Origin of the sequence: Paucisalibacillus globulus DSM 18846, assembly GCF_000482485.1 — a bacterium.
Classification (GTDB): Bacteria; Bacillota; Bacilli; order Bacillales; family Amphibacillaceae; genus Ornithinibacillus; species Ornithinibacillus globulus.
In genome coordinates this window covers 142088-161484 of sequence record NZ_KI519437.1, presented here as the reverse complement: position 1 = coordinate 161484, position 19397 = coordinate 142088, and the positions used below count along the sequence as shown (strand labels likewise).

Genomic DNA, 19397 nt, shown 5'->3' with positions numbered 1-19397 from the left:
GTTGATTGATTACCTGAAGATGAGTTCATGTGCCGATGAGCTCATCTATTTTTGTGCATAAAAAAAAGCACACCGACCGCAATTGCAATCCATGTGCTTTCAATCAATATAGTTTTGTTCATCCATCTTCCTCACCTCCTTTAGCGCCAGTAAATCTTGAATAAAGTCTGATGCATGTTTCTTGGTTAGATGTGTACTACGCTCAACACCAAATGTCATCTTCATCATCTCTCTTGCAACATCTGTCGGCATGTTCATTTCATTGACGATACGGAAGATCTTCTGTAGTTGAGCTTTTGTTGCTTGTTCACCACCTCCTTTAATAGATTTAGTTTTTGCTTGTGGAAAATCTTCAATGTCCTGAGTGAAGATACCACTTGACCGTGTTGCAGAAAGAACTGCATCAATCAACGCTCTCTTTTTTGCCATCTTCAATACGGTGTTTACGATTGTATATGGTTCTTGTTGCTGAAAAGATGCTTCCTTACTATTACATGAACCTAGGCCTTCAGCTTCAACGATTCCATTATCTTTACGTATAAGTGTCATCTTCACCTCATATGCAAAAATTCCTGATTCCCATTGCTCTGTGCGATTAACGACATCTGCTGTTTTCGAGAACCCAAATACATCACATAGCTTTTCGGCACCTGGTTTAAGTAATGTAGGCTTTGAAAATCCATCTACTAAACCATAATCGACACCTTTCACCATCACCTCTTCAACAAACGTTTGCAGTTCCTCTACACGTCGTTTTGATTCGGTAGTCGATACGACAATATTAGGTAGCGAAACTATTTCAGTATCATTATTAGAGAATGGTACTATATTGTTTCTTTGGGATTGCATACCTGATTTCATATGTTTCTCACCTCCTTTCAATAGATTAAGATTTTTTATTAATTGCATCTGCAAGTTTGGATAATCCTTTAGAAGTCTTCTTAACCAGAAACTTTCCTGCTTTATGGTTTAATTGATTACCTTTACTAAATGCTTTAGATGAGATATTTAATGACTTAGTTACCAAGCTGTGTGTAGAATGATTTATTTTTTCTAAGCCCTTGTTAATGTCTAACAGTACATCTTCTCCTTTTGATTCCAGTAATTCAGCAGCATTTGTTAGTGCATAAGAGACCCGCTCTTTAGTAGAAACATTGTTTTTCAAATCATCTTCATGTAATGCCTCTACTTCTAATAGAGCTTTTTGGATTTTATTTCTACTTGCTAGTAATTGAGATAGCTTTACATAGTCATTGCATTCAATGGAATCGACTATCTCATCTTTAATTCTTTCATTTTCATTTAATAAAGATTGATAGATTATTTTAATCTCTGGAATAGGAACACCTTTCCCATTAATCAATTCATGATCCAACCATAAGTTCTTCTGCATAATAAAATTCCTCCTAAATGTTATTGGATAATCCTAAATAATTATTTGTTGAAGTGGTGATAACCCTTGAGTGTTAGCTTTAATACCAATCCATCTGACTTACTTTTCGTAGTCAGAATGAGTCCATCATCCTCAAGTTCTGATAGATTAACCTTCTGAATGTCATACTTCACTAGGAACTTTGCAGGGATCCATTTGTTTAGCTTCTTAGCTTCAATTAGAATCTTGACCAATGAGTTGTTCATTTTCATTCCTCCTTTCATAGTGCGTTCCTCTCACCGCGCATGTCGTCTCTGTAATGAAAAAAAACCGTTATCTATCCAAATGGATAAACAACGGTTTATATAAAGGGGTGGGGCATGAAACGGATGGGTACCCCTTTTCATATATAAATGCAGGTACTTCGAGAAAATATATACAATTTTTCCCTATGCAGTTGTATTACTAAAGAACTACATATAGAATAAAGATAGAGTATAAAAAAAGTAAGAACACCGAGGTGATTCTATGGAAATAAAGGTATTTCAGAAGACACAAAGGGATTTAGCAGCAACTATAAACCTTGTAATAGATACATATTGGGAAGACGAAATAGATGAATCTAATATGATTGAGCTTATCCAAAAATTGTATGCCGCTAATACAAATAAATTTAAGAAGGATGGCATCTACACAACAATCCTAAGACAACAATGTGGTAAACGTAGGTTAGAAGTGGTTGAACAAGTTATCCATCAAGATGTTGTAAGTGGATAGATGGAGGAGGCTAAAATGGAGTATTCAGCAGGATTTACCAAGGAAAAGTGGTCTGAAAATGATATAGCCATTGTTATAGATCTATTGCGAAAACATAACAATAAAAATCAAATCTTAGAAAAAATTATTGATAATAATCTTTTTCAATTAAGAAGTCCGCTAAGTATCAAGAATCGATTTAACATGGTTTATAATCGTGCGATGGTATTAAATAACGAGACGCAGCAGCATTTCTTGCAAGCGAATGATTATGACCGAAAAGCATTAACTCTATATTCATTTTTACAGGTATATCGAATACCTTTAGAGTTTTACTTAGAAGTAATTATTTACAAATATGAACAGCAAGAACCATTATATAGAAATGACTTTCATTATTTTTTTGAAGCTAAAGCGAATATTAGCGATAAAGTCAATCAATGGAGACCTGAAACAATAAAACGTCTCATCAGCACGTTAATGTTATTTTTTAGGGAATCAAAGATGATTGAAAAGATTGATCAAACGAAATATAACGTAAATCCAATACATATCAGTCAAACTTTAAAAACATATGCTGAGAGGGATATCCCATTACTATATTCCTTCACAGTTTTAGAAAAGGTGAATGAAGGATGAAATCAACATATGAACGGTTAGAACAAATGGAAAAGCGGATTATACAAGATGGTTTCACAAACCCAAAAGGGATTGGAAGTGATATTCCTCATTTTGTATTAGACTATCCGCCTAAAGGTGAATTACAGGTACGTGTGTACATAAAGAACATGTTGAAGCGAACAAAAATGAATATCAAAGAAGTAAATTTATTTGAGTTTTTGCTTTCGTTCTTTGATGAAGACGAGATGGAAGAACTATTTGAAATGGAGGAGGAAGAAGGGTTACAAGGTTTGATTGATGTATTTGAACCGATACTTAATGAAAGTAATACAATGATTCAACAATTTAAAGATATTACTGAAGATGCAGATATCATTTTTATAACAGGAGTTGGTTCTGCGCATCCGTTTTTAAGATCTAGTCAATTACTAAAGGCCATTTCTAGCAAAGGTTATAAAAAAACAATCGTTTTATTTTATCCGGGTGAGTTTACAGGATTACGCTTAAAATTATTTGGCATTCTTGACTATGAAGATGACTATCAATTATCACGAATTTCCTAGGGGGTATAGAAATGCAAATAAAGGATTTATTTCTAAAAGATATATTCCGTCCTATTAATAATGTTGTACAAGCAGAACAGATTGAGGAAGATGTAGTTAATACGGAATTGGATGAATATGTCTTGACAGAAGAAAGTGAACATTACTTAGAACGTTTTTATCGTAATTATCTAGCTGTATATGATCAACCCTCTACCAAGGTAGGGGTATGGATATCTGGTTTCTTTGGATCCGGTAAATCCCATTTCTTAAAAATATTATCCTATTTGTTACATAATCAAAGGATTGCAGGCAAAACACCTGCTGACTATTTCAAAGATAAAACCGACAATCAGGAGCTACTCAATATGATGCAACAAGTATCTGAGAAAAGAACAGATGCCTTATTGTTCAATATTGATTCTCGTTCCACGTCTTCATCCAAGGATGCAGAGAAAGAAAGAATTATTGAAGTATTTTTAAGGGTATTTAATAATCATTTGGGTTATTCAGATACATTGTGGGTTGCTGATATGGAACGTCAACTAGATAACGATGGAACTTATGAAGCTTTTAAAAAGGCCATTCATGATCAAAACGGCACGGCATGGGAAGAGTTCCGTTTGAAAATTAAACTTAGAAAAAAGAAGGTTATTCAAGCATTAGAAACAGTAGGTTATGATGCAGATACTGCAGAAAGTTTCTTTATTATGAGTCGTGAGTGGTTTTCCATTGATGCAGACTCAGTAGCCCAGTTGATAGCTGAATATTGTAAAAAACAAGGCCCAGGTTATAGAATCGTTTTCCTGGCTGATGAGGTTGGACAATACGTTGGTAATAATACTAACTTGATGTTAAATCTACAAACAATTACTGAAAGATTGGGTGACTTATGTCATGGTCAAGCATGGGTGATAGTAACTTCACAAGAAAAGCTAGAAGCAACGGTTTCAGACCTTGATAGTACGAAAGACTTCTCAAAGATCCAGGGAAGATTTGAAACCAAAATTAACTTATCTAGCGCAAATACAGATGAAGTTATCAAAAAACGTCTACTGGAAAAAGAGGATATCGGTACAGATACACTAAAGACGATTCATGATCAAGAAGGTAAATTAATTCATAATCGTTTAGCATTTGATAAGCAGAATACACAGTTGCGTTCAGGCTATCGTTCCATTGATGAATTTGTAGCGTTCTATCCATTTGTTCCATATCAAATTGAGTTATTACAAAAAATCTTTACTAAGATTCGTAATCTAGGGGAAGGCGGACAGCACACTTCACGTGGTGAGCGTTCATTACTTAAAGCGTTTCAGGAAGCTGCACAATTAAATGCTGATGAAAAAGTCGATAATATGGTGACTATGGCAGAATTTTATCCATCTATTCGTGATTATTTGGAGTCATCGATTACAAGTACGATTTCAAGAGCCCAAGATCGAGCTAGAAATAATGAAGGTTTAGATGAATATGATGTAAAGGTATTACAAGTGCTTTATCTAATTAAAGGAATAGATGATATAAAATCCACTCCTAGTAATATTGCGACACTTATGGTTGAGACAGTTTATGATGAACGTCAACCTTTGGAATATCGTATTAAGGAGTCATTGAACCGACTTCAAATGGCAATGTTTATTGAACAGCATGCGGATGGTTCATACTCTTTCTTATCAGATGAAGAACAAGAAATTAATCGTGAGATTCGTGTAGAAGAATACAATTCATCAGCAGTTAAAGAGCGATTAGGTAATCTCTTTTTTAACGAGATGTATCGTTATCCTAAGTATGAATATAAGTATAAAGAACAAACCAAACATTTTGATTATAATAAGCGGTTTGATAATTACGTAAAAGGTCAAATGAATCATGAATTAACGATGCAAGTATTTTCTGAAGGTATGACTGATTCAGAAGCAGCTTTACAAGCTAACTCTGGGCACTTAATCATTCTTTTAGACAAAGACCTTGTTGCAGAAGCAGAAAGTTCATTAGCTTATATTCAACAAGTGGGTAGTTATGTGCGACGTAAGCAGTCAAGCACAACAAGTCCGCAGCAAAAAAGGATTTTCGAAGCGAAAATCGCTGAAGTTGATGAATATGAAGTTAAAGCAACAGAATTATTAAAGAAAGCCTGTGAGAATGCAGAATTTTTTATTCAAGGTCAACACCGTGATTTTAACGGGGCTTTCGAAAGTAAAGTTGATCAAGCTATGGACATGCTAATTCGCAACACTTATACAAAATTTCATTATATAGAAGAACCTATTTCTTTCAAAAATAGTAAGAATGAATGGATACAAGTGGCGGAGAACCTAGGACAACAAAGCTTATTTAGTGACCTAAATAAAAATGCAATTGATGAAGTGAAGCATTTTATTGAGGAACTTGAACGTTCCCATGACCAGCGAACATTAAAACAAGTCGTACAAAAGTATAAGACCGTCCCTTATGGATGGGACGAACAAGATACGATTGGTATTTTAATGGGATTAATGAATGCTGGAAAGGTTCGTTTCACTTATGCAGGTGAGGCTTTTAATCCTAAGTCCAATCAATTTTATGAACGATTAGAAAAAATTTCGGAACGTGATCGTATTGTTCTATTACCAATCGTTGAGATGGATCACCAGGTTAAACAAGATCTTATTGCATTAGTTCGTGATTTCTTTTCGAATACTCAAACTTATGACACGTATGACGCTTACGAAGAATTAATTAGAGAAAAGATAGAAGAAGAATTTGTACAACCGATAGAGAAAATTCGAGGAAGAAGACGCCAACAAGATCCAACAAGTGAGTATCCTTACCCTGGTGAAAGTGATATACGAACAATCGTGAGTGATACTCAAAAATTGCTTGCGATTCGTGACTCTGAACAGTTCTGTCGTACGTTTATTCAATATGAAGATGACATTGAAGGCTGGTATGACATTTTAGAGTTGTTGCAAGGATTCTATGAAGGAAATCCAATTGTAAAATTTGATGAAGCGGTTCAGGCTCTTAAAGAGCATAAGCAAGACTTAGAAATTATTCATAATGAAGAGTTAGAAGAAACAGCTCAACGTATGAAAAGGATTTTATTACAAGAAGAGCCCACAAAAGAAATCAGTCAATTGCCGAAGTTGACAGATGTTTTAAAGAAAATCACTCAAGAAGAAACTACAAAACAAAAACAAGCTGTAATGGTTCAATCCGAAAAATTATTGAATCAACTTGATAACTTAGCCAATCAATATAACCAATATGAAGGCATTGTAGAATATATTCAATCACAAAAAAATCAAGCAAATCAGCTACATGAGAAAATAAAAAAGAGTGAACGTATATCAAGTGCTCGAATCAATCAGCAACAGCTTAATGAGCTTGTGGATGCAACAACAATAAATTCCCGCCAAATGCTTAAGGATTTAATAGATGATTCAGAAACAGTTAATAGACAACCGAGGAAAATTAGTGAGCAAGAATTATATTCCTCTTTCTTTAGTCAGGTAGATACAATTGAATCTGAAGAAGATTTAGAACGTGCTATTGAGTCATTGAAGAAAACCCTAATTAAAGAGCTACAAACACACTATTTCGTGAAGTCATAATTTATGGGGCGGATTAATAATCTGCTCCTATACTTATAGGAGTGAGACAATGAATAAAGCAGAATTAAAGAAATTTGCGGTAGAAGCTAGACGTGACTTGCTTGAAAAGGTTTCTTTAAAAGCAGAACAATACGGTATTACCAAGGATAATGTAGAATTTAAGATTGAGGAAAACTATGGACAACTATTTGTGAACGGCAAGTCTTTTTCTACGGAAATGAAGCAGTCCTTCTATACGTTACAACAACGCTTAAATGCTGTCGGTTATGATCAGCTAATAGAAGAAGTAGCATATACATGGTTCAACCGAATTATTGCGATTCGTTATATGGAAGTGAACAATTATCTACCAGATCGGGTAAATGTATTATCAAGCAACACAGGTAAAAACGAACCGGATATTTTACTTCAATATGAAACAATGACCCTAGATGTGGTTAAAAAGCAAATAAATGAATTAATACAAAATGGTGACAGTGAACAAGCTTATAGAAGACTATTTGTTGCGCAGTGTAATAATTTAAATGAAAATTTGCCGTCATTGTTTGAAAAAATAAATGACTATACTGAATTATTGTTACCAGATTACTTGTTAGACAGTGAGTTTATTATTGCCAAATTAGTAAGCAACTCAGAACTTACTGAAAGTTTTAAAGAAGTAGAAGTAATTGGATGGATATATCAATATTATAATTCAGAACCAAAGGACAAAGTTTATTCTAATTTGAAAAAAAATATAAGAGTAGACAAACATGACATTCCGGCGGCTACACAAATTTTTACACCAAAATGGATAGTAAGGTATATGGTGGAAAATTCAATAGGGAAGTTGTGGCTTGAAGTAAATCCACATTCTCAGTTACGAAACTTTATGAATTATTATTTGGAGCCACCAACTCAAGAAAAAGACGTTCTTGAAATAATTAAAAAGATCGGATATAAGGGAATTGATCTAGAGGAGTTAACTATTATAGATCCTTGTGTAGGCTCTGGACATATGCTTGTTTATGCATTTGATCTACTATACGAGATTTATAAAGAAGCTGGATACCTTAGTAAAGATATTCCACAGTTAATCATTGAAAAAAATCTATTTGGAATAGATGTAGACGAACGATCCACTCAATTAGCATCGTTTGCATTATTAATGAAAGCTCGAGAAAAAAACAGAAGAATCCTAAAAAAATCTGTTAAACCAAATATTTTTGCAATAAGAGAATCAAATAATTTAGATACAGTAGGTCTAGCAGAATTAATATGTGAAAGTAAAGAGGAAAAGTTTGAATTTAAATATTTTATAGAAAAATTTTATGATGCTAAGAACTATGGTTCTCTAATTAAAGGACTAGATATTGACTATAACAAGTACTTGACTAGAATAATAAATTTAAGAACTGATAATAGTCTACAATTGGGCATAAAGGATTATTATGCATATGAACAATTAAAAGAATTGGAATTTATATTCAAGCAAGGTATTATTCTAAATTCTTCATTCGATGTTGCAATAACCAATCCTCCATACATGGGGGTTAGAAACACAAATAGTGATTTAAAAAACTTTTTACAAAAAAATTACCCTATGACTAAGATTGATACTTTTTCTGCAATGATGGAAAGAATGGAAGAATTCACGAAAAGTAGAGGTATCATTGCGAATGTCACAATGCAATCATGGATGTTTCTTTCCTCTTATGAAAAATTTAGAGAACATATACTAAATAAATATTCTATTTTAAATTTAGTTCACATGGACAATATGGTAATGGGAATTGCATTTGGTACAGCAGCTACTATTTTTAGAAAGAAAATAAAGAACTATAAAGGTGTTTTTCAGTATGTTAAGTACTCAGATATCATTAATGAAGAACCTTATGAGTTTCCGAGGAGAAATAGTAGGTACTCCCAAGTATCTAGTGAAGCTTATAAAAATTTACCTGGGAATCCCATTGCTTATTGGGTGCCTCGAAAGGTAAGAACTATTTTTGCTGAGAATATGAAAATTTCAGATATTGCAGAACCAAGACAAGGTATGGCAACGGCAGATAATAACAGGTTTTTGAGGTATTGGTATGAAGTGAACTTTATGAAGGTTGGTTTTAATAATCGTAATAAAACTGAAGCATTAGAAAGCCTAAAGAAGTGGTTCCCATATAGTAAAGGGGGGCCATATAAAAAATGGTACGGAAATCAAGAGTATTTACTTAACTGGGAAAATGATGGTGAGGAACTAAAGAATTTTAAAAAGGCTGTAATTCGTAATCCTTCGTATTATTTTAAGAATGGGCTAACTTGGTCATCTTTAACTTCGGGTAATATTTCATTTAGATATACAGACTTTGGATTTTTATTTGATTCTAAGGGGCCGATGTTATTTTTAAAAGAAAATGATAGTCATGATAACTATTTGTATTTGTTAGGATATTTAAATTCCAAGCTAGTAATGTATTTCTTGAAAATAATTTCACCAACATTTGATTTTAATCAAGGGCCTATTGGTAACTTACCTTATATATCAGGTGAAAAGTCATTTGTTAAAGAGATCGCTTCCTATGTTGAAGAAAATATAAATATTTCTAAAAAGGATTGGAACTATTATGAGACGTCATGGCAATTTAGTAATAACCCTTTAGTTGAATACAATTCTTTGGATAAAACTTTAGAAAGTTCATTTAGAAAACGGAAAGATATAACTGATGAATGGCTTAGCGCATTAAAAAATAATGAAGAACAGATTAATAAAAAATTTATAGAGTTGTTTGGATTACAACAAGAGATAGAACCTAATGTTTTAATTGAAGATGTTACAATCCGACAAATTGATAGAGCAACAGAAGCTGTTTCATTCTTATCTTACTTTATCGGTTGTCTAATGGGAAGATATTCCTTAGATATAGAAGGCCTTGTATACGGTGGAGGAAGGTTAGATGAATCAAGGTATCAGTCTTTCAAGCCAAATCAAAATGGTCTTATTCAATTAACAGATGATCATTATTTTGACAATGATATCATCGAACGTTTGCGTGAGTTTTTATCTGTAGCGTTTAGTCCAAATACTGTTGATGAAAATATGCAATGGTTAGCTGAATCGCTCAAAATGAAGAAAAATGAGTCGCCTGAGGAACGCTTACGGCGTTATTTCTTAGATGAATTTTTCAAGGATCATTGTAAAATATATCAAAAGCGGCCAATATACTGGTTAGTCGATTCAGGCAAACAAAAAGGATTACGAACACTTATTTATATGCATCGTTATCAGCCAGATACGATGGCAACAATTCGCTTTGAACATTTACAGGAAATTCAATCAAAATATCAAAATGAAATTGACATGATTGATACACGTTTAGCTAATCCTAGTTTATCGCCAGCCGACAAACGCAATCTTGAAAAATCAAAAACAGCCTATCAGAAAAAGATTGAGGAGCTACAAGAATTTGATAAGAAATTAGCTACTTATGCTAATGAGCAAATTGATATTGATTTAGATGACGGTGTTAATGTAAACTACGCCAAGTTCAATGAAGTCCTAGCAAAGATCAAATAACTGAAAGAGGGGGTATTCTCCTCTTTCTCTTTACATAAAGAGGTGAAATCCGTGAATGTCATTGAAAAGCTAAAAGAGAAAATACAACAAGAGAAGAAAATAAAAGAACGATCGATTGTTTTCTGGTACGATCCTCAATCACAAGTCAGTGTTGAGGAACTAAAAGAACAGTTAGAGGACATTGAGGTAAGACAAATAACTAATAATAATTTTTTTCAGTTAAAGGTCGAAATTGAACTTCAACAGACAACAGAGTCATTTTTAATTTATTCCAATGAAGCGAAGCCTAATGATAAAGATAATATGCTATTTGATATATTGTCGTATAGCACTGAATTCAAAGCTGACGAAACTGCAATGTTGTCAGAAGAATTACAAGTATCTGATCATGTATTACGTCCAATGATGGAACAATATCCTTTGTTCTTCGGTAGTAAAGAGAGAAAAAGAAAATTAAGTAAAATATTGCCTAAGCATGCTGACGAATATCATTTTGAACTTAGTATGATGGCTGTCATAGTAAAAGCCTCTGTACCTGATATAAGAGTAATTGCACGTCAACTTCTTTTGAATGACTTACACAAGGAAGAAAATGAGTTATTGAAACAACTAAAGCGCAATTTTTCCTTAGAACGTGCACTTGAAATCATTGGTCGCTATTTTGGCGTGACACTAGAAGAAGATAATAAACCATTAGTGCAGCTTATAAATGTTCTGATCTATCAACACTTTCAGCAGAATGCTGGTTTTACTGTTGAGGATTGGGAGGCTCAATGGGCATCGTCATCACCTAACATTTGCGCATTATTCGTTGAAGAGTGGTTACAACATGATGGAATAGCTCTTGAAGAACATATTAAAGAATGGGAAAAAGTGTATCAAGTAAGAGATGTGTTAATTAAACACGATATAGAAAACTACCAGCTAGTTGATACTTTCCCAGTTGTTGATGCAATTATCATTGAAAAGTGCATCGATGAATTGGTTCATCAAACAATTCATGTGGATGAACGTCTATCTTTAATTGAGCAACGTTTACAAACCTATTGGGGATCAAAAGGTAGACTAAAAGCTCTGTATGAAACACTATTTGAAGCAATTCGACTTGAAAAGTTAAAACCAGTTGTAAATCGTTTGTATCAAGCAGAAGACCTATATGAAAACTATGTAAAATCCTTATATGAAATTGATCATGCCTACCGTCATTTTATGCATCATTTTACACGCCTTGATGCAAAAGAAATACTAGAAGAGATTGCAAGCCATTTGACAAATTGGTACGAAAACGAATATTTGCGTCGGATTTCAGAGGAGATGAATTTCAGGCTGGAAGATGGTTATGTATCTAAATTAATGCCACAACGAAGTTTCTTTGCTCAGAAGGTTCGCCCTATTTTAGAGAAGGAACAAACAAGGGTGTTCGTTATTATTTCAGATGCTTTACGATATGAAGCAGCTTATGAACTTCATGAACTATTAAAAGAAAGAGAAAATGGAAAAACAAATATTAATCCGATGGCAGCAAGTTACCCAACTTACACGCAATTAGGAATGGCATCTTTACTACCACATCGTGAGCTTACTATAGATGAGAAGAAGGGGATCTTGGCTGATGGACAATCAACGAAGGGGATGGATAATAGAAGTAAAATTTTACTGTCAGTTGAGACACAGACTGAAGTTCTAAAATTAAAGGAACTTCTGGATATGAAAGCAAGTGAAGCTGATCAATTGTTGAAAGGCAAAAGATTAGTTTATTTATATCATGACCACATTGATGCACTTGGGGATTCAGCAAAGTCAGAACGTGAAACCTATGGAGCTGTCCATCAGGCAATACAAGATTTACAATATGCAGTTGATCGATTATCACGTCTTCAAGCGAAACGTATTTTCATCACAGCTGATCATGGATTCTTATTCCAATTCAAACAAATAGAAAACCATGGGAAAATACCAGCTGTTGAAGGGGAAGTAATAGATCATAATCGTCGTTTTGCTATCGGGCACAATTTATCAGTTCCAGAAGGTTCGATTAAATTAACTGAACAACAATCACCATTACATAATGTTGAGGTTGTTTTGGCAAAAAGTATCAATAGATTTAAAACGGGTGGAGGTCTTCAATTTATTCATGGAGGAGCTTTACCACAGGAAGCGGTTGTCCCATTAATAGATTATCGTCGTATCGAAGTAGGGAAACCAGTTGATATTGCAGTAGCAATGATTAATAAAGTCATTACAAATTATCGTATTTCGGTTTCTTTCTATCAAGAACAAAGTATTACAGATAACTATACATCAAGAAAAGTCAATGTAGCTTTTTATCAAGGTGATGAACGAATTTCGAATGAAGTAGAACTCGTATTTGATCTAAAAGGTGAAAATCGTGATCGTAATAGACAAGTCACCTTTAATTTAGTGGAAAAGCATTACAAGATAGGTGAAACATGCATTTTAAGAGTTGAGAATGTGACCAAGAAAGGTAAAGAAGCCTATTTGGAAGAGGAATTTACCTTACGATTATATGAAGCATTATATTAAGTCGAAAAGGAAATGGGGGTGTTACTTTTGCTTAAAAAAGGTGAAATTGTTGGAGCATCTTTCTGGCCAGAAGCCGTTCAAATTAAACATGTTGAAAGCATAGATGATGATTTATATTTAGTAGAAGCTGTTGGGCGAGAGTCTAATCAATTCTTTGAAAACTATCTTGAGAAACATCAATTACAAGAAGTTGAACGTTATTCTGATGAAGATGCTTCAGATAAATTGAGAGATAGATTTCAACATTACTTACAATATCATGTGTTACAAACGGAGAAAGAATACTCACAATCGCGGGCTAGAGGAAATAGGAATATGATTCCTTTACCACACCAAATTGAAGCGGTTTATAGCAAAATGTTACAAGCGCCCCAAGTACGTTATCTATTAGCTGACGATCCTGGTGCAGGTAAAACAATTATGTCCGGTATGCTTATCCGTGAATTGAAGGCACGGAACATGATTCGAAAAACATTAATTTTGGTACCACCTCTTGTATTGAAACAGTGGCAAACGGAATTAAAGGAAAAATTTAATGAAGACTTCTTAATCATTACTCGTTCTTATTTGGATGCTTCAGGTGAATTGAATCCTTTTGATATGCACCAGCAAGTTATTGCGTCGATGTACTGGGCATCTAGAGAAGATATAAAAAACATGATTATTAACTCGCAGTTTGATTTAGTCATAGTCGATGAAGCTCATAAAATGGCTGCGTATACAGTAGGGCAAATGAAACGCAAAGTGAAGCGGACAAAGATGTTCCAACTAGGTGAAAATTTGTTGAGACATACGGAGCATGCTCTTCTATTGACAGCAACACCTCACAAGGGGGATAAAGAAAATTTTCGTCATTTGATGAGTTTGATCGATCACGATATCTTCTCACAACTTAATAGAAGTGATTCAATTCTAGAGAAAAGTAATCCATATGTTATCCGTCGACTAAAGGAAAATATGGTTAACTTTGATGGAACTCCCCTATTCCCGAAACGTACAACTACAACGTTAGGGTTTGACCTGAGTCCAGCGGAATCTGATTTGTATGAAGCTGTAACAGAATATGTAAGACATCACTTTAACCGTGCAAAACAGAATAATAAACCAAATGTTGCTTTTGCAATGATGATATTACAACGTCGATTAAGTTCATCTGTTGAAGCAATATATTTATCACTTGTACGTCGGAAAGAACGCTTACAGAAGGCGTTAGAAACAGGGCAAAAAGTAAAACAGATGATATTGGATTATGAGGACTATGAAGATAGTTCACTCGAAGAACAGGAATTGCTTGAAGAATATGCTGAAGGCGAATACGAAGAACTAGATTTAGATGAATTACAAGTAGAGATAGAAATGCTGGATCAACTAATTCGTAAGGCGAATGTCATCAGGCAAAGCCAAAATGAGCGCAAGTATCTTGAATTAGAGAAGACACTGTTTGGTGCAAGTGGCTTGTTGGCACAAGATGAGAAGATTTTAATTTTTACTGAATCTAAAGACACACTTAATTATCTTGAGAAGAAATTGAAAGCATACGTTCCAGAGATAGCCAAAATTGTTGGTGACTTTTCTATGGATAGACGACAAGAGGAAGTTGAGAAGTTTCGAAATGATGTGCAAATCATGATTGCTACAGATGCTGGAGGAGAATCAATTAACCTGCAATTTTGTAACCAAATGGTCAACTATGATATTCCATGGAATCCTAATCGTTTGGAACAACGGATGGGACGTATTCACCGTATTGGGCAGAAAAATGAAGTCTTTGTGTTTAACCTTGTTGCTACAAATACACGTGAAGGCGACGTATTAATACGGTTACTTACTAAGATGGAACAAATGCGTGAAGATCTTGGACAAGATCTTGTTTATGATTTTATAGGTGAAGTACTTGAGGATCACCAAGCTGATTTATCTTCGGTTATGGAACAAGCAATTACAGGTCGTGAAGATTTAGACGAGATAATTGCAAACATGGAAAAGACATTATCGGAAGAACACAAAAGGCTATTAGAACTGGCTCAGAGTGAGCGATTAGATGATAATTTTGATTTACCTGGGGCTAAGCGTTCATTTGATGAAGTTTCGATAAACAGCATTCCTAATCGTTTATACGGGCACTTTGTAGTTGATGGATTAAAAAATACAAGAACGAGGTTGAATATTTCAGCTGATAGCACAACTGCCCGTATAGACCGTTTTCCTAAGCGTATACGTGATTTTGCACGTGATCAGAAATTGATGTTCAATTTTGATGATTCTATTCGTTTTGCCTTATCTTCATCAAAAGTATCTGATTCAATACCAATGATTGAAAATGATAATCCGTTGTTTAACTTAGTGATGAAACTAACTGCAAAAGAGATGCAGCAAGCCGTGCTTCCACTCTATGAAGTGAAGGCATCGGTTCCAGAAGCTATGACAGTTGAACTAAATCAAGTGACAATTGTGGACGGTAACGGCCGTGAGCTGGAGCAAAAGTTAATGTTAACTGGTAAACGGGCAAACGGTGAGTTTATACAAATGTCACCCTATATGCTTTTTAATGAATCGTTGGATGTTACAAATACGTATGACATAGAAGAACAGGATATTAAACGCCATGTGATTAAACATGCTAGGAAACTATTAAAGTCAATACAACGTAAGCGCGAAGACTATGCTAATCGAAAAAGAGTTTTCTTAAGAAAGTCATTTGAGGATCAAATGGAAACCTTGCAAGAACGGTTGAAGAAGTACCAGGAAGAAAATGTAGAGGGTAAAAATAGTGCTTTGATTAACCAAACTTATTCACAATTAGATGAAATGGAAGATAGGAGTAAAGACCGTTTAACGGAAATTGATCGTCAACGTTCTATTCAATTAAAGCCTATTAAAAGGATAGCGCAATTTAAAGTTAAACCAAATGGAATAGAAAATGGCCGTGTAATTCCAGAAGACTATTTATCTTTGATTGAAGCACATGAATTAAAGCAGGGTAGATTAAACGTAAGAGTACAGCGGGCTTTTGGGTTAGTAGATATTATCAGTGAAGAAGTTGATGGAGATAATCGACTAATTGTGGTAACTAACGATATACATCAATTTAAGCGGCAGATGATAGAGGAAGATTATCAAGCGATTAAGAGCCGGGTATTCGTGTATGAAATAAGAGAAAACGAAATTATTGAACATCTATTCAATTAAGGCACAATGTTTATTTAACGAGGGGGATAAATGGTGAAAAGATGGTGGATGGTTCGTGCGGGAGATAATAATGAATTAATTCCAATATGGAAGGATGAAGGTATTGCTTCCATTGGATGGCCTAAATTAGGCGATCCTAAACAATATCGTTCAAAGGAAGAAATGTTAACTAAAGCAAATACTGTATTTGCTGATAGTAAACCTAATACTAGAAAGAGCTGGATTAACCAGGTATGGCGTTTCAGCAGAGAAATAAAGAAGGGTGATAGAGTTATCACTTATTTTAAAGAAACTAGAGAATATTTGATTGGAACTGTAACTGAAGATCCATTTTATAATGAGTCAATAGGGGATCCTGCATACCCAAATAATATAAGGGTGGAATGGGAAGAAACTACAGTTATTAGAGACACACTATCACAAGCAGCAAAGAATAGTTTAGGTTCGGTATTAACAGTATTTCGTGTAGATGATTGGGGAAGTGAGATTGAAAGATTATTAGAGTACCCCTTTGTTGAACCGGAGGAAACAGATGAAGCTGAAGAAAGCGAAATAATAGAAGACTTGGTTAATAAAGCACTGGTAATGGTACAAGACAAAGTTGATAAACTTGACCCATGGCAAATGCAAGAACTGGTTGGAGGACTTTTGCAAGCGATGGACTACAATGTACGGGTAAGTCCAAAGGGGCCTGATGGTGGAGTGGATGTACTGGCTTATAAAGATGCCTTTGGATTTGAAAAGCCGATTATTAAAGTTCAAGTAAAGCATCGTAAGTCTTCTGCATCGGCACCAGAGATTCAACAGTTATTGGGGGCAAATCCGATTGATGCCAATAGTTTATTTGTTTCAACTGGTGGTTTTACATCACAAGCAGAAGCGGTTGCTAGACATAATTCTGTTAGGTTGGTAGATTTGGAGGAATTAGTAGATTTGGTTGTTAAGTGGTACGAGAATATGCCGAATGATGTTAGGGCGTTATTGCCTTTGCAGAAGATGTATGTTCCAGATCAAAACTGAGAAGGAACAGTTGAACTATCACACTTGTTAGTATCAATTTATGACAAAATAGCTTGAAATTGTTAGAAAACAGGGGGGGTTCCAGTGGAATTTAGTATATATAAGCAAGTCATTACTAGAGAGGACTTCATCACGGATTTAAGAGAAAAAGGCATGGATAGAGTGGGCGATTCTATCAATTATAATAGCACTAGAATTATTGATGGTGAAGAAAAAAGTGCCTCAATGAAAGTGGATTTCTTTTTTAAATTAGATTCTGATGATTTGGTTGAAATAGAGTGGGCAAAGTATTGGGGAAATTATTTTGGTGATGATTCAAAAAATACTAAGTCAGTAGAATCTGCTTTTGGTATGGTTATTATTGAGATAGAAGGAGACGTATTTGCTATATCCCTAGGAAGAGGACACAGCTACGCAAGTAATACAGCGGATATGGATTTTGGGTTTGATATAGCAGAGATAATACATGATGAAAGTTCAATAGAAGTAAAGTCTGCCAAATTTTTTAAGCAAACTAAAACAAATCCCTTACCCAATATAATGTCAATTCATTTGTAACTTCCGAAATCGGAGAAAGTCATGAATTACTCGTTAGTAAGATTAGTTTGAAAGATAAATATTCTGAACTTTTATTACATAAGTATGAAGACAAAATGAAGTTTGGCTCAGCGGTAAAACTAAATGTTAATGACTATAAACCTAATGATATTTTGGATATAGTCCATGAATTAAATTATTTATTACTGAATGAAGAAAAGTCAGGTAGTTTGCCAAGAATGAATTTTCTTAAAAGTAATGAAGATAATGCACCAAAGATTGCAGATCTAGATAGAAGATTACTTACTGGGATTCTGGGTGGTGATACTAGTGTTACTTTATCATATTTTATAGAAGATGATGGTGATATTTTTATTGAACCTGCTAATGATGACCAGATAGAGATAGTCTATAAAAAAAGTTATACCATAGATTCCTATACTATTGAAAGTATTGCAGATATTTTGATTGAGGCGGAATGCGATGATATATCTAGGGTTTCAATAAGGCCAGCTTCAAGAAGAAATAGACAACTTCCTTTGTTGAGAGTATTGGACTTTATTACGGAATACCATGGGAAGAATTACTGCCTATATAAAGGAAAATGGGCTAGTTTTAATGAGTCTTATATGGAATTTATTGAACGTGAGATTCTAAAGGTTAATGAATATGTTACGTACGATGAAAATTATAATCTTCTAGATTCAGTAGTAGAAAAAGGAAGAGAGATTCAAGCAGCTAGTCCTCATACATATGATCAGGTTACATATACCGAATATCCATATAACATATTTTTAGAAAATGAGTACCAATATAAGTTATTAGATAGAAAAAGTCTACATAGAACATTTAAAAGTGTTGAATTTGCAGATTTATACAGTCAAGATAATGATGAGTTAATACATGTAAAAATAGGTAATACACCTGAATTACGATATTGTATCCAACAATCTTTACACAGTGCCGATATTCTGAATATTCATAGGGATATACTATAGGAATATGATATTTATAAAATTAATACTATCTCGATGTTATTTGTAACAAGTTTATCCAGCATTTTTCAACAAAATGGATCTATAGACTTTTCTAAAATTAGATCTATATACTTTAAAATTGAAATAATAGAATGGCTTACAAAAATGCGCTCACTCAATTATAATCCACGAATAATAGTTGCAAAAGACCTAAGGGGAGTAGTGGCCCCAGTAACTCATACAACATAGAGACTGTCATAAAATCACCGAATGTTCATTATACCACTGTCGTTTACCCATATGGGCATGTTATAAATTCAAATAATATTCATGAGTCTAACAAATATAATAAAAAGGAGTTGTTTTGAAAATGGAAGAGTTACTTGAGGTACTAAAAGAAATTAGGGATGAAATGAGAGAAATGAATAATAATGTGGCACAAATGAATATTTCACTGGATGAAATCAAAGGTGAAGGATTATACAACTCAATTGCGGATCTAAATAATAAAATCGACGAGCTAAAAGGAGAAGGTACCTGGAATAGCATTAGTGATGTTTACGAAAAATTGGAAAAGATACAAGGAAATGGCGTCTATGATTCAATAAGTGACATTGGTGAAAAAGTAGATAATATATCGTTTAAAATAGACTTAATGGATTAAATAAGAAATATAGTGATTGATATTAGTTTTGG

Annotated in this window: 14 protein-coding genes; 11 read left to right on the top strand and 3 right to left on the bottom strand. The window is 34.0% G+C overall.

Annotated features, from left to right (window positions below):
- Positions 1-99 precede the first annotated feature (99 nt).
- From K332_RS22770 to K332_RS0116145, 3 genes are read right to left on the bottom strand one after another with little or no spacing between them, the layout of a single operon-like run.
- Entirely contained in the window at positions 100-861 is a 762-nt protein-coding gene (locus tag K332_RS22770; protein WP_051359502.1) for a hypothetical protein, read from the bottom strand.
- A gap of 25 nt (positions 862-886) precedes the next feature.
- Entirely contained in the window at positions 887-1393 is a 507-nt protein-coding gene (locus K332_RS0116150; protein ID WP_026908404.1) for a hypothetical protein, read from the bottom strand.
- A 41-nt stretch (positions 1394-1434) separates the two neighbouring features.
- Positions 1435-1638, bottom strand: coding sequence for a hypothetical protein (locus tag K332_RS0116145; RefSeq protein WP_026908403.1), 204 nt, complete (start codon positions 1636-1638; stop codon positions 1435-1437).
- Between the two features lie 262 nt (positions 1639-1900).
- Here K332_RS0116145 and K332_RS0116140 point away from each other — a divergent pair, with 262 nt between their 5' ends.
- From K332_RS0116140 to K332_RS0116095, 11 genes are all read left to right on the top strand, one after another.
- Complete coding sequence (locus tag K332_RS0116140; protein WP_026908402.1) at positions 1901-2149, top strand: TIGR04540 family protein; 249 nt, start codon at positions 1901-1903, stop codon at positions 2147-2149.
- Between the two features lie 15 nt (positions 2150-2164).
- Positions 2165-2767, top strand: coding sequence for a DUF1819 family protein (locus K332_RS0116135; RefSeq protein WP_026908401.1), 603 nt, complete (start codon positions 2165-2167; stop codon positions 2765-2767).
- Complete coding sequence (locus K332_RS0116130) at positions 2764-3312, top strand: BREX protein BrxB domain-containing protein (RefSeq protein WP_026908400.1); 549 nt, start codon at positions 2764-2766, stop codon at positions 3310-3312. Before K332_RS0116135 ends, K332_RS0116130 begins: the two co-directional genes overlap by 4 nt.
- Positions 3313-3323: 11 nt before the next feature.
- A complete protein-coding gene (gene brxC / locus K332_RS0116125) occupies positions 3324-6887 on the top strand; it encodes a BREX system P-loop protein BrxC (RefSeq protein WP_026908399.1) in 3564 nt (1187 codons plus the stop codon).
- A gap of 49 nt (positions 6888-6936) precedes the next feature.
- Positions 6937-10434, top strand: coding sequence for a BREX-1 system adenine-specific DNA-methyltransferase PglX (gene pglX / locus K332_RS0116120; protein ID WP_026908398.1), 3498 nt, complete (start codon positions 6937-6939; stop codon positions 10432-10434).
- Between the two features lie 51 nt (positions 10435-10485).
- A complete protein-coding gene (gene pglZ, locus K332_RS0116115; RefSeq protein ID WP_026908397.1) occupies positions 10486-12978 on the top strand; it encodes a BREX-1 system phosphatase PglZ type A in 2493 nt (830 codons plus the stop codon).
- A 27-nt stretch (positions 12979-13005) separates the two neighbouring features.
- A complete protein-coding gene (locus K332_RS0116110) occupies positions 13006-16167 on the top strand; it encodes a DEAD/DEAH box helicase (protein ID WP_026908396.1) in 3162 nt (1053 codons plus the stop codon).
- 33 nt (positions 16168-16200) lie between these two features.
- A complete protein-coding gene (locus tag K332_RS0116105) occupies positions 16201-17187 on the top strand; it encodes a restriction endonuclease (protein WP_026908395.1) in 987 nt (328 codons plus the stop codon).
- Positions 17188-17271: 84 nt separating this feature from the next.
- Positions 17272-17745 carry a hypothetical protein gene (locus tag K332_RS24585; protein ID WP_245604733.1) on the top strand — a complete coding sequence of 158 codons (474 nt, stop codon included), beginning with the start codon at positions 17272-17274 and terminating at the stop codon, positions 17743-17745.
- Positions 17746-17840: 95 nt separating this feature from the next.
- Entirely contained in the window at positions 17841-18722 is an 882-nt protein-coding gene (locus tag K332_RS24580) for a DUF6119 family protein (RefSeq protein WP_245604731.1), read from the top strand.
- Between the two features lie 349 nt (positions 18723-19071).
- On the top strand, positions 19072-19365 hold the full coding sequence (locus K332_RS0116095) for a hypothetical protein (protein ID WP_026908394.1): 294 nt from the start codon (positions 19072-19074) through the stop codon (positions 19363-19365).
- Positions 19366-19397 lie beyond the last annotated feature (32 nt).